19 protein-coding genes are annotated in these 21,804 nt (G+C 74.1%); 13 read left to right on the forward strand and 6 right to left on the reverse strand.

Going from position 1 to position 21,804, the window contains the following annotated elements:
* The first annotated feature begins 111 nt into the window (after nucleotides 1-111).
* From OG500_RS20555 to OG500_RS20600, 10 genes are all read left to right on the forward strand, one after another.
* Complete coding sequence (locus OG500_RS20555; protein ID WP_329582301.1) at nucleotides 112-597, forward strand: hypothetical protein; 486 nt, start codon at nucleotides 112-114, stop codon at nucleotides 595-597.
* Complete coding sequence (locus OG500_RS20560) at nucleotides 590-1,057, forward strand: hypothetical protein (RefSeq protein WP_329582304.1); 468 nt, start codon at nucleotides 590-592, stop codon at nucleotides 1,055-1,057. The genes OG500_RS20555 and OG500_RS20560 overlap by 8 nt, the downstream gene beginning before the upstream one ends.
* Before the next feature lie 305 nt (nucleotides 1,058-1,362).
* Complete coding sequence (locus OG500_RS20565; RefSeq protein WP_329582308.1) at nucleotides 1,363-2,421, forward strand: substrate-binding domain-containing protein; 1,059 nt, start codon at nucleotides 1,363-1,365, stop codon at nucleotides 2,419-2,421.
* A 109-nt stretch (nucleotides 2,422-2,530) separates the two neighbouring features.
* On the forward strand, nucleotides 2,531-3,130 hold the full coding sequence (locus OG500_RS20570) for a hypothetical protein (protein ID WP_329582312.1): 600 nt from the start codon (nucleotides 2,531-2,533) through the stop codon (nucleotides 3,128-3,130).
* A 182-nt stretch (nucleotides 3,131-3,312) separates the two neighbouring features.
* Nucleotides 3,313-6,036: a hypothetical protein gene (locus tag OG500_RS20575; RefSeq protein ID WP_329582315.1), complete on the forward strand. Its 2,724-nt coding sequence runs from the start codon at nucleotides 3,313-3,315 to the stop codon at nucleotides 6,034-6,036.
* A gap of 163 nt (nucleotides 6,037-6,199) precedes the next feature.
* On the forward strand, nucleotides 6,200-7,234 hold the full coding sequence (pstC, locus tag OG500_RS20580) for a phosphate ABC transporter permease subunit PstC (RefSeq protein WP_329582317.1): 1,035 nt from the start codon (nucleotides 6,200-6,202) through the stop codon (nucleotides 7,232-7,234).
* A gap of 47 nt (nucleotides 7,235-7,281) precedes the next feature.
* Nucleotides 7,282-8,439, forward strand: coding sequence for a phosphate ABC transporter permease PstA (gene pstA, locus OG500_RS20585; protein WP_329582320.1), 1,158 nt, complete (start codon nucleotides 7,282-7,284; stop codon nucleotides 8,437-8,439).
* A gap of 50 nt (nucleotides 8,440-8,489) precedes the next feature.
* Nucleotides 8,490-10,466, forward strand: coding sequence for a substrate-binding domain-containing protein (locus tag OG500_RS20590; protein ID WP_329582323.1), 1,977 nt, complete (start codon nucleotides 8,490-8,492; stop codon nucleotides 10,464-10,466).
* Complete coding sequence (locus tag OG500_RS20595) at nucleotides 10,463-11,407, forward strand: sortase (RefSeq protein WP_329582326.1); 945 nt, start codon at nucleotides 10,463-10,465, stop codon at nucleotides 11,405-11,407. Before OG500_RS20590 ends, OG500_RS20595 begins: the two co-directional genes overlap by 4 nt.
* 65 nt (nucleotides 11,408-11,472) lie before the next feature.
* A complete protein-coding gene (locus OG500_RS20600; RefSeq protein WP_329582329.1) occupies nucleotides 11,473-12,294 on the forward strand; it encodes a phosphate ABC transporter ATP-binding protein in 822 nt (273 codons plus the stop codon).
* Nucleotides 12,295-12,310: 16 nt separating this feature from the next.
* Here the strand turns inward: OG500_RS20600 and OG500_RS20605 are convergent, their stop codons facing one another.
* A complete protein-coding gene (locus OG500_RS20605; protein WP_327068137.1) occupies nucleotides 12,311-13,168 on the reverse strand; it encodes an HAD family hydrolase in 858 nt (285 codons plus the stop codon).
* A 321-nt stretch (nucleotides 13,169-13,489) separates the two neighbouring features.
* Here OG500_RS20605 and OG500_RS20610 point away from each other — a divergent pair, with 321 nt between their 5' ends.
* The 3 genes from OG500_RS20610 (at nucleotide 13,490) to OG500_RS20620 (ending at nucleotide 16,234) form a co-directional block, all read left to right on the forward strand.
* A complete protein-coding gene (locus OG500_RS20610; RefSeq protein ID WP_329582333.1) occupies nucleotides 13,490-14,104 on the forward strand; it encodes a helix-turn-helix domain-containing protein in 615 nt (204 codons plus the stop codon).
* A gap of 195 nt (nucleotides 14,105-14,299) precedes the next feature.
* On the forward strand, nucleotides 14,300-14,932 hold the full coding sequence (locus tag OG500_RS20615) for a hypothetical protein (protein ID WP_327068139.1): 633 nt from the start codon (nucleotides 14,300-14,302) through the stop codon (nucleotides 14,930-14,932).
* 39 nt (nucleotides 14,933-14,971) lie between these two features.
* Nucleotides 14,972-16,234 (forward strand): MAB_1171c family putative transporter, encoded by a 1,263-nt coding sequence (locus OG500_RS20620; RefSeq protein ID WP_329582336.1) that lies wholly within the window; start codon nucleotides 14,972-14,974, stop codon nucleotides 16,232-16,234.
* Between the two features lie 157 nt (nucleotides 16,235-16,391).
* Here the strand turns inward: OG500_RS20620 and OG500_RS20625 are convergent, their stop codons facing one another.
* From OG500_RS20625 to OG500_RS20645, 5 genes are all read right to left on the reverse strand, one after another.
* A complete protein-coding gene (locus tag OG500_RS20625) occupies nucleotides 16,392-16,664 on the reverse strand; it encodes a hypothetical protein (protein ID WP_327068141.1) in 273 nt (90 codons plus the stop codon).
* A gap of 46 nt (nucleotides 16,665-16,710) precedes the next feature.
* The gene (locus OG500_RS20630; RefSeq protein WP_329582341.1) at nucleotides 16,711-18,777 is read right to left on the reverse strand and encodes a phosphocholine-specific phospholipase C; all 2,067 of its coding nucleotides are present in this window, start codon (nucleotides 18,775-18,777) and stop codon (nucleotides 16,711-16,713) included.
* Between the two features lie 135 nt (nucleotides 18,778-18,912).
* Nucleotides 18,913-19,557, reverse strand: coding sequence for a response regulator transcription factor (locus OG500_RS20635; RefSeq protein ID WP_327068143.1), 645 nt, complete (start codon nucleotides 19,555-19,557; stop codon nucleotides 18,913-18,915).
* A complete protein-coding gene (locus tag OG500_RS20640) occupies nucleotides 19,497-20,825 on the reverse strand; it encodes a sensor histidine kinase (protein WP_329582346.1) in 1,329 nt (442 codons plus the stop codon). Before OG500_RS20640 ends, OG500_RS20635 begins: the two co-directional genes overlap by 61 nt.
* The gene (locus OG500_RS20645; protein ID WP_327068145.1) at nucleotides 20,822-21,625 is read right to left on the reverse strand and encodes a CPBP family intramembrane glutamic endopeptidase; all 804 of its coding nucleotides are present in this window, start codon (nucleotides 21,623-21,625) and stop codon (nucleotides 20,822-20,824) included. Before OG500_RS20645 ends, OG500_RS20640 begins: the two co-directional genes overlap by 4 nt.
* Nucleotides 21,626-21,804 lie beyond the last annotated feature (179 nt).

A 21,804-nucleotide genomic window follows, 5' to 3' on the forward strand; every position in this document is an offset into this window, starting at 1 on the left:
CCACGTGTTCTCGCCACCGCGCGGGGCCGCGGGGCGCCGGGGACGGGGCGGGTGGGCCGGGTGGGCCAAGCTGATGGCGGGCGGTCCGGGGCGGACACGGTCCGGGGCGGAGTGCAGATCGAGCGTGTGGCGAACGGCCGTTACCAGTGGCAGCTCAAGGCACCGAACGGTCGGATCGTGGCGGTCTCCGCGATGGTGCACGAGTCGCCGCAGGAGGCCGACCTGGCCTTTGCCGCGTTACGGGGGTACGCGGTGGAGCTGACCGCCCGGATCACGCACGTGCGCGACGGGATCGGCTGGATCTGGGTGGTCCCGGGCCCGCGCGGGGTGCCGGAGGCGCGCTCCAGCCGGGCCTACGAGCGCTATGCGACCTGCCAGAACGCGTTCCGCCGGTTCACCGCGCTGCTGGAACGCCAGCCGGCCGGCGGGTCCGCGGCCCGCCCGGGGGCCGACCCGACGGCTCGGGCGGTCGACCCGCCGGCCCACTCGACGGCTCGACCGGCGGACCCGCCGACCGCGGCGCGGGAGCGCTCCCCCCTGGCCGGGGCCGACCGGCCCGGATCGCTGAGACCGCCGAGATCCGGCGGCGATGCCTGAACGCCCGGCCGAACATCCGGCGGAGCGCCCGGCCGAACGCCCGGCCGGACGCCCCGCCCGCCCCGCCCCCCGCGGCCCGCGCCTGCTCGCCGTGCAGGGCGCGGGCCGACTGGTCGGCTGGTCCCTCGCCGCGAGCAACGGGCGGCAGCTCGCCAGGTCCGCCCGCCTCTACCGCTCGGAGCCCGAACTCGCCGCCGCACTGCGCGAGTTGCTGATCGAACGGGCCTCGCTGCGCTATGCCTTCGTACAGGACGCCTCGCGCGCCTGGTGCTGGTCGGCCTACCTCCCGCCGCGCACCACCCGCCCCGGCCCGCTCGCCGAGGAGCCGATCGCCCGCAGCGCCCGCGGCTATCTGCGGCGTGACCAGTGCCGCCAGGGCGTGGAGAGCTTCCGGGGCGGACTGAACGCGCTGGAGCGGGAGTTGCGGACCGTGGGCAGCGAGGGCCGGTGGCCCTGGTGACCGCCAGGTTGCCAGTTGCGACCCGAATCGCCACCGCGAGAAGAACGTCGGGCCGTGCCGGCCGCCGCTGCCCCGGGTGACGGCCGCACCGGCGGCTGCGGGGCCTGCGACTAAACCACCAAGTCGACAAAACCCAGAAGTTCACCGGTACTTGGGCCGCCCGGGACGAGGCTTCCGGCGCCGCCGCGGACTGGACAGGATCGGTCCCGCCGAGAGGGGCCAACGCGACAGCGGCCCCTGGCACCCCGGGTCCGACCCCGGACCCGGACACGTCATGCCTGCCTCTCCCACCGGAGGAAAGCACCATGCGTCACACTGCCGCCAAGCTGTTCGCCGCCGCCGCGATCGCCACCTCGCTGGCCACCGTCGCCGCCGGCCAGGCCAGCGCCGACCCGACCGTCACCCCGGCCGCCCAGGACATCGTGGGCGTGGGTTCGGACACCATCCAGGCCGTGCTTGGCCAGTTCTCGACCGACTACAACGCCTCGCTGACCGCCGCCGGTGACACCACCTCGCCGCGCCTGTACAGCTACGACGCCACGCCGGCCGGCAACATCACCACGAAGACCGGTGCGACCAGCATCGCCCGCCCGAACGGCTCCGGCGCCGGCATCACCGCGCTGAACAACAACACCAGCTCCACGGTGAACTTCGCCCGCTCCTCCCGCGCCCCGCAGTCGACCGACCCGAGCACCGACGACTTCGTGGCCTTCGCCCGTGACGCCGTCTCCTGGGCGGGCAAGACCGGCGGCAACGCGCCGGCCAACCTGAGCACCGCCGACCTGAACGGCATCTACACCTGCTCCATCACCAACTGGAACCAGATCACCGACGTCTCCGGCTACACCGGCCCGAACGCCGCGATCGACGCCTACATCCCGCAGGTCAACTCCGGCACCCGGGCGTTCTTCCTGCAGGCCATCGGCGGCGGCACCTCGGTCACCCCCGGCTCCTGCGTCAAGGCCTACACCCCGGAGGAGAACGAGGGCACCGACGCGGTGTTCAACGACGTCAACGCCGTCTTCCCGTACTCCGCCGCGCACTACATCGGCCAGACCGTGGGCGGTCACACCACCACCACCGACGCCCCCGGCTACCTGTCGCTGCGCAGCGTGGACGGCACCAGCCCGATCGCCGGCAACGCGCTGAACCCGGCCTTCACCGCCACCAACTACGGCCGCACGGTCTACAACGTGCTGCGTGACTCGGAGCTGAACGGCACCGGCACGCTCTCCACCGCGCTGCAGAACATCTTCGGCGGCACCGGCTGGATCTGCAGCGACCCCACCGCCGCGGCCGACATCGCCAGCTACGGCTTCCAGGCCCTGCCGCTGTTCGCCTGCGGCGCCGTGACCCACTCCTGATCCAACCGCTCGACCGGTAGTCGTACAGCGCCACACCCGGCGGCCAGGGGAACCTCCCCTGGCCGCCGGTCCGCTCCCCGCCCAATGCCCGTGCACGAAGGAGATCACCATGCGCCGCACCAGCGTCAGAATCGCCGCCGCCGCCGCTGTCCTCACCGCCGCCCTGGCCGTCACCGGTCCGGGCGGCAGCGCGCTGGCCGCCGCCCCGGCCACCACCACCGCCTCCGGCAGCCTGGCGGTCCAGGAGGACAGCACCTTCCTGCAGAACGCCGCCTCCAACGGCATCCTCGCCATCGCGCTGCCGAACGCGACCCCCGGCTTCAGCGCCGCCACCGGCTTCTCGGCCACCTTCCCGGTGACCGGCGGCGCGGCGAACCTGAACGGGTTCTACGGCACCGTCCAGCTCGGCGGCGGGCTGCTGCTGGTGAACGTCACCAACGGCCGCACCGTCATCTTCACCAACCTGTCCTTCAACGCGGGCCAGTGGGCGGTCACCGGCGTGCCGCTGGGCCGGACCACCCCGGTCAAGCTGCTCGACCCGGCCCGCCCGGTCATCACGGCCGCGGGCGCCACCCAGACCCTGACCTCCAGCGACCTGGAGATCGACGCCCAGGCCGCGAGCTACGCGGACACCAACCTCGCCACCACCTTCTTCACCGCCCGCCAGCACGCGGGCACCGGCGTGCTCACCTTCACCGCGGGCAGCTGACCGACGCGGACCCCTGCCATCGGGGCCCGGTTGGGGCCTCGTACATCTGACCGGCCATCAAGCGTCATATGCCCATGGGCGAATGGACTCACGGGAATCCGTGGGTCCATTCGCGTGCCAGTACCCATTGCAGGCCCCGTACTCGTCGCACGCCCGCACCGTGCACTGCCGGAGGTTCCCTCATGAGAGTCCGAGACCGAAGCCCGAGAGGGCTCGGGTGGTGGGCCAGAGCCTGGCTGTCCACCACCGTCGCCTGGGCGGTCCTCGCCCTGCTCGCGGTGCTGCCGCTGAGCCTGGGCACCGTCCAGTCGGCTCGGGCGGACTCGGGGCCGGTGACCGTCCAGGGGCCGGCCCTCTGGCAGCCGGCCAAGGGGACCTACGGGCCGAACGGCAGCGTGACCGCGGCCGCGACCGGCAATCTGACCGACCAGGTCGTCCACGTGTCCTGGAAGGGGTTCACCCCCAGCGTCTACACGGCCAACGGTGCGCAGGCCACCAACGTCCAGCCGCGCAGCAGCACGGTGCGCTACGCGGTGCGCGTCTACGAGTGCCGCGGGACCGACCCGCAGGTGACGGACTGCTACGGCTCGACCCTCTACGGCGGCGACCGGACCAAGGGCTTCCAGCAGCCCGGACGCCCGGCCGGCACGACCACGCCCGACCTGCCCACGAACATGGTGATGGGGGTGACCGGGGCGGACGGCACGGGGGCGGCGGACATCGAGACCTGGACCTCGCAGCAGAGCCCCTCGCTCGGCTGCGACTCCACCCACCCCTGCTCGATCGTGGTGGAGCCCAACTACGGTGGCGACAGCCGCGGTCTCACCGCCTACCTGGGCCACGACAAGACCGGCGCGCTCCACTGCGACGTGCACACCTACGACACCGTGAGCGGCCTCGACCTGGCCACCGACTCGGAGCTGTTCAGCCAGAACTACGTGAACCGGAACGCCTCGGGCGAGGGGTGCGCCTGGAACGAGCGGACCGTCGTGCCGCTCTCCTTCGCACCGACCGCCGACAGCTGCAAGGCCGCGAGCGCGGACTTCGCGACCGCCGGCCTGCCGATGGCCGAGCGCGCGATCCAGCAGTGGCGGGCGGGTGCCTGCCTGGCCGCATCGCCGATCTACGCGGGCTACACCTCCCAGGGCGAGCCGCAGGCGCGGCAGACCTTCCTCGGGGGTGGTGGCGCCGAAGTGGCGCTGACCTCCCGGCCCGACACCGCCCCGGCGCCCCGGCCCTACGTCTACGTGCCGCTCGCCAACTCCGCCGTCTCCGTGGTGTTCGAGGTGGACGACCCGGCAACCGGCCGGCAGATCCGGCAACTGCGGCTGAACGCACGGCTGCTGGCCAAGGAGCTCACCCAGTCCTACTCGCAGTCCCCAGCCGGTTTCGCGCCGGCCTCGGTGGCCGGCAACCCGCGCTGCCTCTTCGAGGACCCGGAGTTCCTGGCGCTCAACCCGGCGAGCTCGATCGCCCCGCTCCAGTGGCCGGCCTGCGACACCAGCAACCCGCAGAGCCTGCCGATCGTGGTCGGCAACTCGACCGACATGGTCCACCAGCTCACCGGCTGGATCGCGGCCGACCCCGACGCGGCCGCCTTCCTGCAGGGCTCGGCCGACCCGTGGGGCATGCACGTCGACCCGTACTACCAGCGTCCCGCCTTCTCCGGCTACCCGGTCGACACGCTGATCCCGCAGGACAGCACCGGCTACGTCAGCCCACCGCCGACCGGTGCGGACAACCACATGAAGCAGTACGAGTGGTCGCCGGTGCTCAGCGGTCTCACGGACACCGTGCGACACCTCCTGTCGGACCAGCCGACCTGCCTGCTGGTCCTGAAGGACGGCACCGGCTCGAACCCGCACTGCCCGGCCCCCTTCGTCGGCCAGCGCCAGCTGATCGGCATCATCGACAGCGCCGACGCCGAGGCCTACAGCCTGCCGGAGGCCCAACTCCTCAACCAGCAGGGCTCCTTCGTGGCGCCCTTGATCGGCTCGATGCAGGCCGCCGTCAACGACATGCCGGTGGACCCGAAGACCTACACCCAGCAACTGCCGTACGGCGCACCGGGGACGAGCTACGCGAGCGACCCGAACGCCTACCCGCTGACCATGGTGCAGTACGCGATGGCGCCGACCTCCGGCCTGAACACCGCCAAGGCGACGGCGGTCTCGCAGTTCCTCCAGCAGGTCACCGACCTCGGGGGCGGCCAGCTCTACGGCAGTGCGCCCGGTCGGCTCGGGCCCGGCTACACCGATCTGACGCCAAGTCAGCAGGGCTTCGCGCAGGACGCCGTCCAGCACGTCGCGGCCCAGGACAGCGCACTGCCGGGCAACCAGACCGGCCCGACCCCGCCGCCGACCACCCCGCCCGCGACCCCGCCCACCAGCGCCGCGGCGACCCCGCCCGCGAGCACCCCGGCCATCCCGGTCACTGCGGTGTCCACCGGCGACCAGCCGTCCGCGCCCGCGGCGGCCTCCCAGCCGGACACCTCCGGGGGCACGGCAGGAGGCTCCGGTCTCACCGCCGCGCCCGCCGACTCCGGCTCCGGCAACGGTCTTTCGGGCCAGGGCGCCGGCACCGGCGGTGGCCTCGGCACGGGCGCCGACGGCGGCTCCGGTGCGACCCCGCCCGCCGACACCGCCCCGTCCACCGCCTCCCCGGCCGCCACGGCCTCGCCCGGTCCGAGCACCACCGAGCCCGCCACCGCCCCGGTCGCGGTGATCGGCACCCCGGCGCCCGACCGGGCCGGGGTGGCCCGGGTGCTGCTGCCCGTGGTGCTGATCACCGGCGCGGTGCTGCTGGTCGGCGGCCCGGCGGGGCTGGTCCTCGGCGGGACGCCGGCCGGGGCCCGGGTGGTCGCCAGGCTGCGCGGCGCCATCGGCCGCGGCGGACCGTCGGCCTAGGGCCTGCCCGTCGCCCGTCGCCCGTCGCCCGTCGCCCGCTGCCCCGGTCCGCCGGTCGGCCGGCCCCTCCGTTCCGGGGGGCCCGGCCGACCGGCCCGAGGACCGCCCCTCCCCGGCTGGCCGGGGACCGCCCATCCCTTCGGAGCCGGAGAGCAGATCCGCCATGACCACTGCACCGCCCGTGACACCCCCGCCACCACCCCCGCCACCACCCCCGCCGCCGGGCGCCGCCGAGCTGGACCGCCCGCGCCGGATCACCGCCCCCGCCACCCGCGGCGACCTGGTCTTCCGGATCGCGCTGCGGCTGGCCGGCTACTCGGTCTTCGCGATCATGGGGCTGATCGCCGCCTTCCTGCTGATCCGCGGCAGCGACGCGTTCCGGGCCACCGGCTGGTCCTTCCTGACCACCCAGAAGTGGAGCCCGGCCGCGCACGTCTTCGGCATCGCGGCCGTGCTGCCGGACGGCGTGCTGATCGCGGTGGTCGCGTTGGTCTTCGCGGTGCCCGTCTCGCTGACGGCGGCGCTGTTCATCGCCGAGTACGCGCCGGTGCGGCTGCGCCGCCCGCTGACCACCATGGTCGACCTGATGGCGGCGGTGCCGAGCATCATCTACGGCCTGTGGGGGTTCTTCTTCCTCCAGCCGCGGATCCTCGGCCTGGTCCGCTGGATGGCGCTGCACCTGGGCGGCGTGCTGCCCTTCCTCAAGGTGCGCACCGGGGACATCGGCACCTCCTACACCTCCTCGACCTTCATCGCGGGCCTGGTGGTGGCGCTGATGATCATCCCGATCATCACCTCGCTCAGCCGCGAGGTCTTCTCGCAGGCCCCGCAGGGCGAGCGGGAGGGGGCCTACGCGCTGGGCAGCACCCGGTGGGGCATGGTCCGCTCGGTGGTGCTGCCGTTCGGCCGCGGCGGGGTGATCGGCGCGGTGATGCTGGGCTTCGGGCGGGCCATGGGGGAGACCATCGCGGTCGCCCTGATCATCTCGCCGGCGTTCAAGATCACCGGCCATGTGCTGGAGGCGGGGGCCAACTCGATCTCGGCGCTGATCGCGCTGCGCTTCAGCGAGTCGGACGGGATCTCGCTCTCCGCGCTGATGGCGGCCGGCCTGGTGCTCTTCGCGCTCACCCTGGTGGTCAACGTGCTGGCGGGGGTCGTGGTCGCCCGCTCGCGCTCCGGCGCCTCGACGGCGGACTGACCGCGATGGCCCACACCGAACCGCGCACCGAGAAAGGCTCGCCACCCGTGACCACCGTGCAGCTCACCGGGACCTCCGCGCCCGTCCCTGCGCCGGCCGCCGCGCCCGCGGCGCCCGAGCGCCGCCGCAAGCTCGGCGGGGTCACCCGCGCCGAGGTGGGCACCCTGTTCGCCGCCCTGGCCGGCTCGCTCGCCCTCGACTGGCTGCTCTACGAGCGGCTGCTGCCGTTCAGCGGGGCGCAGGGCTTCCTGATCCTCTGGTACCTGCTCTTCCTGGGCTTCAGCTACGCGCTCGGTGTGCTGCAGTGGCCCAGGCCGGTGGTGCGCGAGCGGCTGGTCGCCCTGGTCGCCTGGAGCTCCGGGCTGCTGCTGGCCTTCCTGATCGTCGAGCAGCTCGGCTTCCTCGCGGTCCGCGGCCTGCCCGCGGCCGAGCACGCCAACTTCCTGACCCAGACCATGAACCGCACCTCGGCGACCTCGGCGATCAGCTCGGGCGGCGCGCTGCACGCGGTGGTCGGCACGCTCGAACAGCTGGGCCTGGCCACGCTCTTCGCGGTGCCGCTGGGGATCGCGGCGGCCGTCTTCATGTCCGAGGTCGGCGGCCGCACGGCGCGGCCGGTGCGCACCCTGGTGGAGGCGATGACCGCGCTGCCGTCCATCGTCGCGGGCCTGTTCGTGCTCGGCGTGGTGATCCTCACCTTCGGTCTGGAGCCCAGCGGCTTCGCGGCCTCGCTGGCGCTCACCGTGATGATGATGCCGATCGTCACCCGGGCCGCCGAGGTGGTGATCAGGCTGGTCCCCGGCACGCTGCGGGAGGCCTCCTACGCGCTCGGCGGCAGCCAGTGGCGCACCGTGTGGAACGTCGTGCTGCCCACCGCCCGCCCGGGCCTGGCCACCGCGGTGATCCTCGGCATGGCGCGCGGGGTCGGCGAGACCTCGCCGGTGCTGCTCACCTCGGGGGTCACCGCCGGCTTCAACGGCAACCCGTTCGCCGGCCACCAGATGAGCCTGCCGCTGTTCATCTGGACCTACGTCCGCCAGCCCTACTCCGCCATGGTGGCCCGCGGTTTCGCCGCCGGGCTCACCCTGATGGTCGTGGTGCTGGTCCTCTTCGTCACCGCGCGCCTGATCGGCGGCCGGCGTCCGGGCGACCTGAGCGGCCGTCAGCGCCGCAGGATCGCCCGTCGGGCGGCGGTCGGCCGATGAACAGACGCCGCGTCAGCACATCCACCGCCTTCCGTACCGGAGGAACCGCCATGCCGTGGGCCACCGCTCACCGCCCCGCCCGCGCCCCGGGCGCCCGTCGAGGGGCCGGCCGGACGCCGGCCCTGCTGCTCTCCTTCGCGCTCACCGTCCTCGTGCTGCTGCTCGGCCAGGGCACCGCCTTCGCCGGCACCACGCTGAACGCCGACGGTTCGAGCTGGGCGGGTCCGGCCATCGAGAAGTGGCGCACCGACGTCGCCAACCAGGGCATCAACCTCAACTTCAACCCGAACGGCTCGGCGGCGGGCCGCCAGCAGTGGGAGAACGGCCAGGACGACTTCACCGCCTCCGACGTGCCGTTCCGCACCGCCACCGACAACGGCGCCTCCCAGGACCAGCACGGGGCCGGCGTCGGCAACGCGGAGAACCCGACCTACGGCTACTCCTACGTGCCGATCACCGCCGGCGGCACCGCCTTCATGTACAACCTGTCGATCGGCGGCAAGCAGATCACCGACCTGCGGCTGTCCCCGGACAACATCGTGGACATCTTCACCGGGAAGATCACCTGGTGGGACGACCCGAAGATCAAGGCCTCCTACCCCAAGACGCTGCCGCACATCCAGGTCACCCCGGTGATCCGCTCCGACGGCTCCGGCGCCACCGCGCAGTTCTCCCGCTGGATGGAGCACACCCACCAGGCGCAGTGGGACCAGTACTGCCAGAGCGTCAACCAGGTCGGCTGCGGCGACTACACCGAGTTCTTCCCGCCCTCCGGCCGCATGATCGCGCAGAACGGCTCGGACCAGGTGGCCCACTACATCGAGCAGCCCGCCGACACCGGGGCGATCGGCTACGACGAGTACGCCTTCGCCCTCACCAGCGGCTGGCCGGTGGTCAAGGTGCTCAACCCGGCCGGGTACTACACGCTGCCCACCGCCTCCAACGTGGCGGTCGCGCTGACCGCCGCCAAGATCCGCGGCGTCGACGACAACACCCCCCCGACCGACCCGGACTTCCTGCAGCAGGACCTGGACGGCGTCTACAGCAACCCGGACAAGCGCTCGTACCCGATCTCCAGCTACAGCTACGTGATCGTGCCGCGGGCCGGGGCCGCCCAGCCGCCACCGCCGCGCTTCAACGACGCCAAGGGCGCCGCGCTGAGCCAGTACCTGGACTACGTGCTCTGCGGCGGCCAGGCGACCGGCAAGAGCGGCATCGACTCGATCGGCTACTCCCCGATCCCGCGCGGGCTGGTGCGCGGCGGGCTGCTCCAGGTCACCCACATCCCGGGCTACAACGGCAACGTCGACCCCAACACACTGAGCAACTGCCCCAACCCGACCTTCGACTCCTCGGGTCAGCTGACCATCCTGACCAACGCCCCGATGCCCAGCGAGTGCGACCACCAGGGCGCCCCGCTCGGCTGCGACCCCGGCAACCCCACCGGGAACCCGACCGGTTCGGGCAGCGGCGGCAGCACGGGCGGTGCGGGCGGCTCGGGTGGCGGCGGCGGTACGGCCGGCGCAGGCGGTACGGGCGGCAGCGGCGGCTCGGGCGGTGCGGGCGGCCCCGGTGGCGGCTCCACTGGTGGTGCGGGCGGTAGCGGCGGCTCGGCCGGCCGGGGCACCGGCGCCACCGGCAAGCCGGGTGCGGGGACCGGCGGTACCAGGAGCGGTTCCGGCACCACCGGTGGTGGCGGCGGCTCCACCGGCAACGCCGGGGGCTCTGGCGGCGGCGTCGGCGGTGCGGGCGGCAGCGGCGGCTCGGGCGGTGCGGGCGGTGCGGGCAGTGGCGGCGCCGGCGGCGGGACCACCATCGACCCGCAGACCGGCCAGGTGGTGCCGGACGGTGGCGGCGGTGCCAGCGACGTGGCGGCGAGCGTGGTCAACGTCGGTGGCCGGCCGCAGAACTGGGCGCTGACCACGATCACCGCCGTCGAACTGCTGGCCGTGGTGGCCGTCCCGCCGTTCCTCGGCGGCTGGCTGCGCCGCCGCCGGTCGGCCGGCTCCACCGGGGGCCCGCGATGAGCCCGGCCGGCGCGCCCGCCACGGCCCCCACGGACACCGGCGCCGGCGCCGGCGACGACACCGTGGTGCTGGAGCGGATCGTCCCGCCCGCCGGCGGCACCGAGCCGCCGCCGGCCGCCGGGCCCTCCCCCCTGCGGCGCCGGCTGCTCCAGGCGGCCTGGGCCGCCACGCTGCTCGCCGCCCTGCTGCTCGGTTTCGCGGTCTACCTGGCCGCGCTCTCCCCGTTGCAGGAGATGCACTACCAGGCGGCGGCCTACCAGACCTTCCGCTACCAGCTCGCCCAGGCCACCGCGCCGGTCGGCACGGCGGCGGACGGTGCGCCGGTCGCGATCCTCGACATCCCGCGGATCGGCCTGCACCACGCCGTGGTGGTGGAGGGCACCACCGGTCGCGACCTGATGCGCGGACCGGGCCACCGGCGGGACACCGCGCTGCCGGGCCAGGCCGGGGTCAGCGTGCTGTTCGGCCGCGGCGCCTCGTTCGGCTCACCGTTCGGGCGGCTGTCCGAACTGCGGGCCGGCGACCGGATCTTCGTCTCCACCGGGCAGGGCCGGTTCAGCTACACGGTCAACGCCTACGGCGACGGCGGGCACCCCGTCCAGGACGCCGCCCCCGACCGGATGGTGCTCACCACCAGCGACTCCGGCTGGATCCCGACCGGCACCGTGCAGGTCGGGGCACGGCTGGACGGCGACCCGCAGCCCAACCCGCTGGGCCGCCCCGCGCTGTCCGCCGCGGACCACGCGCTGGCCCAGGACACCGGGGCGCTGGCCGCCTTCCAGCTCTGGGGCGCGGCGCTGCTGGGCGCGGTGCTGCTGGCCACCCTGGCGGTGCGCTCCTGGCACCGGCGGGCGGCCTACCTGACCTTTGCGCCGGTGCTGGCGGCGCTGCTCTGGGCCTGCTACGAGAACGCCGCAGCGCTGCTGCCGAACCTGTACTGAGCCGCCGCCGAACCTGTACCGAGCTGCTGCCCGACCGCTACTGAGCTGTTGAAAGGACCCGCCCGATGACCACCACCGTCCCCCGGGAGCCCCTGGCGGCGGAGCCGGCCCGGCTCCGCGGCCTGGAGACCCGGGACATCTCCGCCTGGTTCGGCTCGCACAAGGTGCTGGAGCGGGTCTCGCTCACCATGGCGGCCGGCGAGGTCACCGCGCTGATCGGGCCCTCCGGCTGCGGCAAGTCGACCTACCTGCGCATCCTCAACCGGATGCACGAGATGGTGCGCGGCGCCCAACTGGCCGGCGAGGTCCTGCTGGAGGGCGAGGACGTCTACGCGCACGGCCGCCGGCCGGCCGAGGTGCGCCGCCGGATCGGCATGGTCTTCCAGCGCCCCAACCCGTTCCCGGCGATGTCGATCGCCGACAACGTGGCCAGCGGGCTGAAGCTGGCCGGCATCAAGGTGAGCCGGGACCACCGCGAGCACCTGGTGGAGGACAGCCTGCGCCGGGCCGGGCTGTGGCACGAGGTGAGCAGCCGGCTCGGCACGCCGGGTGGCGCGCTCTCCGGCGGCCAGCAGCAACGGCTGTGCATCGCCCGCTCGTTGGCGGTCGAGCCGGAGATCCTGCTGATGGACGAGCCGTGTTCGGCGTTGGACCCCACCTCCACCCGCCGGGTCGAGGAGACCATCGCCGAGCTGCGCGGGCGGCTGACCATCGTCATCGTCACCCACAACATGCAGCAGGCGCAGCGGGTTTCGCAGTCCTGCGCGTTCTTCCTGGCCAGCCACGACACGCCGGGCCGGATCGTCGAAGCGGGCCCGACCGAGCAGTTGTTCGCCGATCCGGTCGACCAGCGCACCGCCGACTACGTCAACGGGCGCTTCGGCTGAGCGCGGTGACGTGACGTCAGGAGACGCTGCCGGCCCGGGTGATGAGCTCCTCGATCACCCGGGCCACGCCGTCGTCCTGGTTGCTCAGGGTGTGCTGGGCGGCGGCGGCCAGCACCTCGGGGTGGGCGTTGGCCACCGCGTAGGAGGTGCCGGCCCAGGCCAGCATCTCCAGGTCGTTGGGCATGTCGCCGAAGGCGACCACCTCGCTGCGGTCGATCCCCCGCTCGGCGCACCAGCGGGCCAGCGTGCTGGCCTTGGTGACGCCGCGCGCGCTGATCTCCAGCAGCGCGATCGGGCTGGAGCAGGTGATCTCGGCCAGCTCGCCGATGGCCGGGCGGCCCTCGGCGAGGAAGCTGTCGGGGTCGAGCCCCGGGTGCTTGGCCAGGATCTTGTAGCAGCCCGCCGCGGCTCCCGCGGCGGTGTCCGCCGTGGCGTCGGCCAGCAGCTCCCGGGCCGGGGCCACCGCGAAGGCCTCGTCGTCGCCCCACATCAGCGCCTCGTACTGCGGCTCGCGGGTCAGGCCGCCCGCGGACTCGAACGCGAAGGCCGTGTCGGGCAGTCGCTCGCGCAGCCGGTCCACCACCGCACGGGCGTCGGCGGCGGCGATCGGGAAGGTCTCCAGCAGCCGCTCGCGCCGCACGTCGAAGACCGCCCCGCCGTTGGAGCAGATCGCCACGCCGTGGCCGCCGATGTGCTCGCCCAGCAGCCGCAGCCAGCGCGGCGGGCGGCCGGTGACGAAGACGACCTCGATGCCGGCGTCCTCGGCGGCGGTGAGCGCAGCGGCGGTCCGCGGTGAGACGGTGCCGCCCTTGCACAGCAGGGTGCCGTCGAGGTCGGTGGCGATCAGTCGGGGGCGCGCGGCTGCCTGGGTCACCCGTCCATCCTCGCAGGTGCCGATCGGGCTCCCGGGGGCAACGGCAAAGGCCGACGGCGCGCGGTCAACCCCCGTGTGACCGCGCGCCGTCCCAGTGCCGTCTATTTTGTTGGACGGCATGCGCTGAAACATACGCTGAACCCTCCCCGGGCTGTCAACCGTGATAACGGAGAGTAGCGGTTGACCAGGGACTTTCCCGTTCGCTCGTCGTCCGCGTCCATTTCAGTGGATACTGGGGCCTTCAACACGAACAGCGTCAAGTGCCGGAGCGCAGGGGTGGGTCGCGGTGTACCCCGCGGATCGGGGGATCAGGGAGTGGCGATGTCGATGCCCGAGCAGGCCGAGGACCGCCGGCGCACCATCGCGGAGAGACTCGACCACCTCTTCCAGGAGATCCATCCCGCCGGCCGCGGCCCCTTCAGCTACCACGAGGTCGCGCAGGCGATCCGCGAGCAGGCCGGGCCGGACGGTCCGACCGTCTCGCACGGCACGCTGCAGCAGATCCGCACCGGCGCCAAGACCAACCCGACCGTGAAGACGCTGGAGGCCGTCGCGGCCTTCTTCGGGGTGCCGGTCGGCTACTTCCTGGACGACACGGTGGCCGAGCGGGTGGAAGCCCGGGTGCGCGAGCTGAAGGCAGGTCCGGGCAGCGGTGGCCGGGCCGCCGGCGCCGGTGCGGCCGAACCGGCCGGTGGGAGCGCTGCCAGCAGCGCGCGGCCCCCTTCGCCGACCCCTTCGCCGGCTCCCGCGCCGACCCCGGCCGACGAACTGGCCGACGTGCTCGCGGACAGTGACATCCGCGCGGTCGCCTTCCGGCTGGCCGGACTGTCGCCGCGCGCGCTCAAGGGCCTGCGGGCGATCGTCGACCAGGTCCGCGCGGTGGAGGGCCTGCCCGAGGTGGGCCGCACCAAGCGCGGGCGCGGACGGGACCGCTGACCCCGGCTCCCGCCCTCCGTACGGCGCCCGCTCCCGGTGAAGGAGCCGGGGCGCAGCCCGCACCGCACCTGCACAGCGCCACACGTGACCGTCGCTCCACGGAACGTTTAAGCTACAGGCTCGAACGTCCGGGAGCGGCTGGCGGGCCGCGGCGGTCGGGCGGCGGCACGGCGACAGTGGAGAGGGCAGGCGGCCATGAGATGGCGCAGGCAGCCGCGGTCCGAGTTGTCCGATCTGGTGGACCGGCTCGTCGTCCCCACCCCCTTCGACCTCACCGAGTTCTGCGCGGCCATCGCCGAGGACCGCGGCCGTCCGCTGCACCTGGTGCCGGTGGAGAACGCGGCCGGTGCCGACCTGCCGTGCGGACTCTGGGTCAGCCTGGACACGGCCGACCTGATCTTCTACGAGGCGGGTGCGGCGCCGATCCTGAAGACCCAGATCGTGCTGCACGAGATCTCGCACATGCTGCTCGACCACGTCTCCCCCGAGGCGGGTTCGCTGACCTCGCTGGTGGCGCCCGCCGAGTCGGCCGGTCCCGCGCTCTCGCCCGAGGCGGTGAGCGCGATCGCCACCGCTGCCGCCGCCGCGATCGAGGCCGAGGCCGCCGCCCGGGCCGCGGACCTGGAACTGGGACTGGCCACCGACCGGCTGATGGCGCTGCTGGCCCGCGACGGCTACGGCAGCCGCCAGGAGGCCGACGCCGAGTCGCTCGCCACCCTGATCCTGGAGCGGGCCACCCGGGTCGGCGCCGAGGCCGTCTCGCCCTGCTCCACCGAGGTGCTGTCCCGGCTCAACGACGCCCTGGGCCACCCGGCCCGCCGCACCTGACCCACGCCGACCGCCACCCACCTGAATCCGGCCTCCCTGATGACCTCCCCGCCGCTCGCCCTCGCCGCCCCGTTCGCGCACCCGCTGGCCGCTGCCGCCCCCGCCGCCGACACACCGGTGCCGCTCTCCCACGTGGTGGTGCTGGCCATGCTCTGGCTGGTGACCGCCTGGCGGCTGCCGGCGGCCGTGCGCAACCCGCGCCAGCGGATGCTGTGGACCGCCTTCGCCGGCGTGACGGTCATGGTCACCCTGGGCCTGCCGGGCCTGACGGCCTGGGTCGACACGAGCACCGGTCTGCCCAACGTGGTGGTGCCGATCAAGCACGTGATCGGTCTGGTCGCCTGCGCGGCGATGGTCGCCTTCGTCGCCCAGACCGCCCGGCCCGACCTCGCTCCCCGGCTGCGCCGGCCGCAGCTGGCCGTGCTGCTCGCGGCCCAGAGCGGCCTGGTCGTCTGCTTCGCACTGATCCGGCAGGACGGCGAGGTCACCGACTTCTACCAGGCCTACCCGGGATCGGTGCCGGCCGCGCTGTACGCGCTGATCGTGGCCGGCTACCTGGGCTCCGCGATGGGCGTGACCAGTTGGCTCTTCGGCACCTACGCGCGGCGGGCCGGGGCCGGCTGGCTGCGCAGCGGGCTGCGGGTGCTCGCGGCGGGCTCGGCGGCCGGCCTCGGCTACTCCGTGCTGCGGGTCTGCCAGGTGCTGCTGGAACTCGACGCCCGGCCGATGTTCCTGCCCGCCTCGCTGCTGTACGGCATCGAGTGGCTGGCCATCGCGCTCGTCCTGCTGGGCAGTTCGATGCCGGCGGTCGGGGTCGCCCTCGCCGCGCTGCGGGCCTGGCGCACGGTGCGCCGGCTGCAGCCGCTGTGGGCCTCGCTCACCGCGGCGGTGCCCGAGGTGGTGCTGACCGCCCCGCTCGGGCGCAGCCCCCGGGTGCTGCTGCACCGCCGGGTGATCGAGATCCGCGACGCGGCCCTGGTGCTTGCCGGTCACGCCGACGACGAGCTGCGGGCCCGGGCGGACCGAGCGGCCACCGCCGACGACGCCGCTCCCGGTTCGGGCGAGGCGCTGGCCGAGGCGCTCTGGCTGCGCGTCACCTGTGCGCAGCGGCTGGCCGGCCGCGTCCCGGCCGGCGGCGCCGTCGCGGACCCGCCCGAGCTGACGGCGGCGGCGGGCAGCTTCGCGGAGCTGGACTTCGAGACCGAGACCCGCCGCCTGCTGCGCCTCGCGGCGGCCTACCACTCCCCGGCCGCGGAGGCCTTCACCCGCGCCGAGAGCCCGCAGCCCGCCGCCGGGAGGTAGGGCCTGCCCCATCCGCCACCCGGGGGCCGCCCAGCGGGCGGTCCTCCGCGGCTGACGGCCCGCCGGCCCACCGGAAGCGCCCCGGCCACTCCAGCCGCTCCGGCCCACCGGAAGCGCCCGGGCCCGGCGGCAGTGACGGCCGCCGGGCCCGGGCCGCTCACGGGGCGAGGTCGGGTTCGGTGCCCGGCTCCGCCCCGGGCCGGCCGCGCCAGTCCCCGGAGCCCAGCGGCAGCCAGCCCGCGCCGTCGCAGTCCGCGCAGTTCTCGCCCACGTAGCTGGTACCGACCACGATGACCTGCCGTCCGTCGTGACGGACCGTCGCCCTGGCCCCCGTCCGGGGCCGGGTGCGCACCCCCTGGCTGCAGCTGGGGCACTGCATGCGGAACCGCTCGAACCCGGCCGCGCCCGGTTGCTCGCTCGCTTCGCTCATGCGACCCAGTGTTCCTCGGTCCCGCGCCCTTACGCCCCGCCCCCGCTCAGTCCGTGGCCATGGCCGGGTCGCTGGTGCTCGCCGCCCCGGTCTCCAGGTGGCCGCAGAGGCGGCGCAGGAAGGCGGCGTCCTGGTCGGCGGTGACCGCCAGGTCGTACCAGCCGCTGCTCTGCCCGGTGCGCGCCCGGTGCGTGGCGTGGGCGCCCGCCCGCAGCCGGTACTGCGCGGGCTGCTCCTTGCCGTAGCCGTCGGCGACGGTGAGCCGCACGGTGCTGTCCCCGTCGTTGGTCAGGGTCACCACCAGCTGCCCGCTGTCGCCGTCCTGGCAGGCCGTCACCGTCACCGCCGCGCCGCCGGGGCGGCCGGTGAGCCGGCGCTGGAAGCCGTTGGGGCCGTGCACGGTGAAGTCGTAGCCGTCCGGCCCGTTTTCCGCGAGGCTCCAGTCGGCCGACAGCTCGCGCCCGGCCTCCACCGTGTAGCTCCACGGGCCGTCCGGCTGCGACCGCGAGGTCACCAGGAAGTGCGCACCGGCCCGGCCCCGGCTGGCGAAGTCGATCCGCAGCCGTCCGTCGGAGCCGATCCGACCGTCGGCCTCCAGGGTGTACGGCAGCGCCCGCGCCGGCCGCAGTCCGCGCTCCTGCCGGGGCAGTTGCGGGTCGGCGGGGGGCACCGGCTTGTAGTCGGGGTGCCGGTTGTCGTCCGGCGGCAGGTAGCCGCTGGTGTCGGGCAGCCCGGGGACCTGCGCGTCCGGGGTGCGGAAGTCGAAGGCCGCGGTGAGGTCGCCGCAGACCGCGCGGCGCCAGGGCGAGATGTTCGGCTCGTGCACCCCGAACCGCCGCTCGATGAACTGGATGATCGAGGTGTGGTCGAAGGTCTGCGAGCAGACCGAACCGCCCTTGCTCCAGGGCGAGACGACGAGCATCGGCACCCGCTGCCCCAGCCCGTACGGACCGGCGGTGCTGGAGTCCCCCGCGGCCGGGGTGAAGAGCTCCCCGGTGGTGTCGACGGTGGAGCGGCCCTGGGCCGCGGTGGCGGGCGGGTACGGCGGCACCACGTGGTCGAAGAAGCCGTCGTTCTCGTCGTAGGTGATGAGCAGCGCCGTGCGGCTCCACACCTCCGGGTCCGCGGTGAGCGCCTCCAGCACCTGGGAGACGTACCAGGCGCCGTAGTTGGCGGGCCAGTTCGGGTGCTCGGTGAACGCCTCGGGGGCCACGATCCAGGAGACCTGGGGGAGCCTGCCGCCCGTCACGTCCGCCCGGAGCTGGTCGAAGAGGCCCTCGCCGCCCTGCGCGTCGGTGCCGGTCCTGGCCTTGTCGTAGAGCGGCTCGCCGGGCTTGGCGTTGCGGTACTGGTTGAAGTAGAGCAACGAGTTGTCCCCGTAGTTGCCCCGGTAGGCATCCTCTATCCAGCCCCAACCACCCTTCGCGTCGAGTCCGTTGCCCACGTCCTGGTAGATCCGCCAGGAGACCCCGGCCTGCTCCAGCCGCTCGGGGTAGGTGGTCCACGAGTAGCCGGCCTCGGCGTTGGTGACCACCGGGCCGCCGCCGCGCCCGTCGTTGCCGACGTAGCCGCTCCACATGTAGTACCGGTTGGGGTCGGTGGGGCCGATCAGCGAGCAGTGGTAGGCGTCGCAGATGGTGAACGCGTCCGCCAGCGCGTAGTGGAAGGGGATGTCCTCGCGGGTGAGGTAGGCCATCGTGGTCGCGGTCTTGGCGGGTACCCACTGGTCGTACCGCCCCTGGTTGCGGGCCTGGTGGCTGCTGTTCCAGTCGTGCGCGAGGTCCTGCAGGAACTGCAGCCCGAGGTGGTCGGCAGTGGGCCGGAACGGCAGCACGTCCTTGCTGCCGTCCGACTGGTACCAGACCGGCTTCCCGCTCGGCAGCGTCACCGGGCGCGGATCCCCGAAGCCCCGCACGCCGCGCAGCGTCCCGAAGTAGTGGTCGAAGGAGCGGTTCTCCTGCATCAGGACGACGATGTGCTCCACGTCCTGCAGGCTGCCGGTGCGTCGGTGGGCGGGAATCTCGGCGGCGCGCGCGATGCTGGTCGAAAGCGCGGACAACGCGGCCGTACCACCGGCCATCTGGATGAACCGGCGACGATTGATAGCGCTCATGGCTGTCCTGTCCCGTACGGTGCCCCGGAGCGGCACGAGTGCTGAGACAGTGTCATGAGACGGCCGGGAACTCACGGCGGAACGCGGGGAGATTTCGCGGAAACCTTCCGCCGGCCGCGGCTCCCGCGGCGGCGGTCAGCGGTTGAGGTACGCCAGGACGGCGAGCACCCGGCGGTTGTCGTCGTCGGAGGGCGGCAGCCCGAGCTTGTCGAAGATGGCGCCGGTGTGCTTGGTCACCGCGCTCATCGTGATGCCCAGCCGCTGGCCGACCGCCGCGTTCGAGCGGCCCTCCGCCATGAGTTCGAGCACCTCGCGCTCGCGCGGGCTGAGTGCGGCGGTGCGGCCCCGGGCGTCGCCGCGGGTCAGGAGCTTCGCGATGACGTGCGGGTCCATCACCGTGCCCCCGGCGGCGACCCGGGTGACCGCGTCGACGAACTGGCCGATGTGCGAGACCCGGTCCTTGAGCAGGTAGCCGACCGCGCCGGCGCCGTCGGCCAGCAACTCGCGGGCGTAGAGCTGCTCCACGTACTGCGAGAGCACCAGCACCGGGAGGCCGGGCGTGCGGCGGCGCGCTTCGAGGGCGACCTGCAGCCCTTCGTCGGTGCAGGACGGCGGCAGCCGGACGTCGACGACCGCGATGTCCGGCCGGTGGTCGATCAGCGCCTTGCGCAGCGACGGCCCGTTGTCCACGGACGCCACGACGTCGAAGCCGTGCCCGGTCAGGGTGCGGACCAGTCCGTCCCGCAGGATGAAGAGGTCTTCTGCGAGGACAACACGCACGGGATCTCCAGGAGGATGGTGGTCGGGCCGCCAGGCGGGCTGGCCACGGTGAGGGTGCCGTCGAAGGCGGCCAGTCGGCGCCCCACGCCGCGCAGGCCGGTGCCCAGGGCGGGGTCGGCGCCACCGCGGCCGTCGTCGCCGACCTCGACGGTCAGTGTGCCGTCCCGGTGGCCGATCACGACGTCCACCCGGCTCGCGCCGCTGTGCTTGGCCGCGTTGGCGAGCAGCTCGCTGACCGCGAAGTACGCGGCGGACTCGATCGGCGCGGTCGGCCGCCCCGCCAGCTGCGCCCGCACCTCGACGTCCAGCAGCGCGTCGAGGGCCAGTGCGCGCACGGCGTCGGCGATCCCGCGGTCGGCGAGGACGGGCGGGTGGATGCCGCGCACCAGGTTCCGCATCTCCTCCAGCGCCTTCGACGACGCCTCACGGGCCAGCACCACCAGCTCCCGGGCCGCCTCGGGATCCGCGCCGATCAGCTGCTCGGCGTTGCCGAGGCTCATGCCCACGGCGACCAGTCGGGCCTGCGCGCCGTCGTGCAGGTCGCGCTCGATCCGGCGCAGCTCGGCGGCCCGGGTGTCCACCGCCTCGGCGCGGGTGTCGGCGAGGTGCGTGACGCGCTGGTGCAGTCGCGCCGAGCGGGAGGGCGCCAGCAGCAGCGCGGTCCACCGGGCGTGCAGCCGCAGGACCGGCGGCCCGACGAGCAGGCCGGCCGCGATCAGCGCGAGCCCGACGGCCGCCGCGGCCAGCGCCGTCGCGGTGGAGTGCACGTGGACGGCGGTGTACCAGTTGCTGCCCCCGGCCCGCTCGATCGGCCGCCAGACGAAGGGCTGGACGAAGGCCCCGAAGGCGCCGTACCCGATCAGCGCGGCGGGCGCGCTCGCGAGCGCCGCCCCGACGTAGGGGTCGGTCATCGACCACCACAGGTCGCGCAGGGTGGCCGGGTCGTCCAGCAGCGCCCGGCCCTCCTGGATCCGGCCCCGGAGCCCGGCCCGCGGCGGCGGCAGCGCACGGTAGGGCGCGGGGATCGCCACGCCGCCCCAGCGCTCGGCGCGGTCGCGGGCCGTGGTGGCCACCCGGCGCAGCCCGTCGAAGGAGGGCCGCAGCAGGTAGCAGCCGAGGCCGGCGCCCAGCAGCAGACCGGCCGCGGTGAGGGCGAGCACCACAGCAGCCTCGGCCAGTGCCCACCAGGCGAGCAGCAGGCCCCGGCCGGGGGCGAGCAGGCGGTCGGCCCAGCTGTCGGCGCCACCCCGGTTCGCGGAACTCTTCACCGGGACATCCTCCGGTAGCGGCCAACGAGGGTGTGCAGCGCTGTCGCGGCGGCCGTCGAACCGCCGGCGAGGATCACCATGTTGACGAGACTCCCCTTCTCGCAGTCGAGCAGCGTGAGCGTGCCCAGGTTCATCAGCCAGTGGAACGAGCCGGCGACCAGCAGCGCCCCGCCGCCCGCCCCCACACCCCTGACCAGGTCACTCATGATGACGGAGATCGCGACCGTCATCACCAGGAAGGCTGCCACGAACGCGGCGCCGAACGCGTAGTACTGCACGTGCCAGGTCCCCCACAGCACGCCGACGACGAGCGCCGCCACCGGGCCCGAGCGGCGGCTCTCCAGGTGCGGCTGCAGGAAGACCCGCCAGCCCAGCTCCTCGCCGCACGCGCCGATCAGCTGGAGGACGGCGATCAGCCAGAACGGGTGCGCGAACGATCCGGGACCGGTCAGGTGGACCGGTCGGCCCATCAGGCGGAGCGCCCCGAGGCAGAGCGCGAACATCGCGCCCAGCACGCCGGCCCCCACCGCGCAGCGGGCGAGCACCGCCCGGATGCCCGGGGCGGGCCGGTGCCCCGCCGTCCCGGGCCCGCGGCGGCAGAGCGCCAGCACCGCCAGCACCCCGAGGCTCGGCCCGAACTGGGGCAGCATCAGGAGCTGCGGATCGAGGCGGACGACCGGCTGGAGCGCCAGCAGGGCGCCGGCGCCGAGCCAGGTCGCGATCGTGAACACCGCGGTCGCCCGCCAGAAGCGGGACCGCGGCACGGCCCTGCCCGGGGCGGCGCCCCGCACTGCCTGCATGGTCTCGGACACTGTGCCCCCTCGTCGGATGCCGGCCTTCGGCACCTGTGACGATGCCGGAGGCCGCTGCCCGGCGTCCTGGGCCCAGCTCCACCCGGGGAGGTGCACTTTTGCGCACCTCCCCGGGGCACGCCGATCGGGTGAAGCTCGCCAGAGCCCTTCGCACCGTCCGCCCGGTG

This window comes from Kitasatospora sp. NBC_01250, from assembly GCF_036226465.1.
GTDB lineage: Bacteria > Actinomycetota > Actinomycetes > Streptomycetales > Streptomycetaceae > Kitasatospora.

Coding starts and splice junctions, on each gene's coding strand:
- OG500_RS20600 (WP_329582329.1), top strand. CDS start 11,473: ATGACCACCACCGTCCCCCGGGAGCCCCTGGCGGCGGAGCCGGCCCGG.
- OG500_RS20610 (WP_329582333.1), top strand. CDS start 13,490: ATGTCGATGCCCGAGCAGGCCGAGGACCGCCGGCGCACCATCGCGGAG.
- OG500_RS20565 (WP_329582308.1), top strand. CDS start 1,363: ATGCGTCACACTGCCGCCAAGCTGTTCGCCGCCGCCGCGATCGCCACC.
- OG500_RS20630 (WP_329582341.1), bottom strand. CDS start 18,777: ATGAGCGCTATCAATCGTCGCCGGTTCATCCAGATGGCCGGTGGTACG.
- pstC (WP_329582317.1), top strand. CDS start 6,200: ATGACCACTGCACCGCCCGTGACACCCCCGCCACCACCCCCGCCACCA.
- OG500_RS20615 (WP_327068139.1), top strand. CDS start 14,300: ATGAGATGGCGCAGGCAGCCGCGGTCCGAGTTGTCCGATCTGGTGGAC.
- OG500_RS20575 (WP_329582315.1), top strand. CDS start 3,313: ATGAGAGTCCGAGACCGAAGCCCGAGAGGGCTCGGGTGGTGGGCCAGA.
- OG500_RS20595 (WP_329582326.1), top strand. CDS start 10,463: ATGAGCCCGGCCGGCGCGCCCGCCACGGCCCCCACGGACACCGGCGCC.
- OG500_RS20645 (WP_327068145.1), bottom strand. CDS start 21,625: ATGCAGGCAGTGCGGGGCGCCGCCCCGGGCAGGGCCGTGCCGCGGTCC.
- OG500_RS20625 (WP_327068141.1), bottom strand. CDS start 16,664: ATGAGCGAAGCGAGCGAGCAACCGGGCGCGGCCGGGTTCGAGCGGTTC.
- OG500_RS20620 (WP_329582336.1), top strand. CDS start 14,972: ATGACCTCCCCGCCGCTCGCCCTCGCCGCCCCGTTCGCGCACCCGCTG.
- OG500_RS20590 (WP_329582323.1), top strand. CDS start 8,490: ATGCCGTGGGCCACCGCTCACCGCCCCGCCCGCGCCCCGGGCGCCCGT.
- OG500_RS20560 (WP_329582304.1), top strand. CDS start 590: ATGCCTGAACGCCCGGCCGAACATCCGGCGGAGCGCCCGGCCGAACGC.
- OG500_RS20570 (WP_329582312.1), top strand. CDS start 2,531: ATGCGCCGCACCAGCGTCAGAATCGCCGCCGCCGCCGCTGTCCTCACC.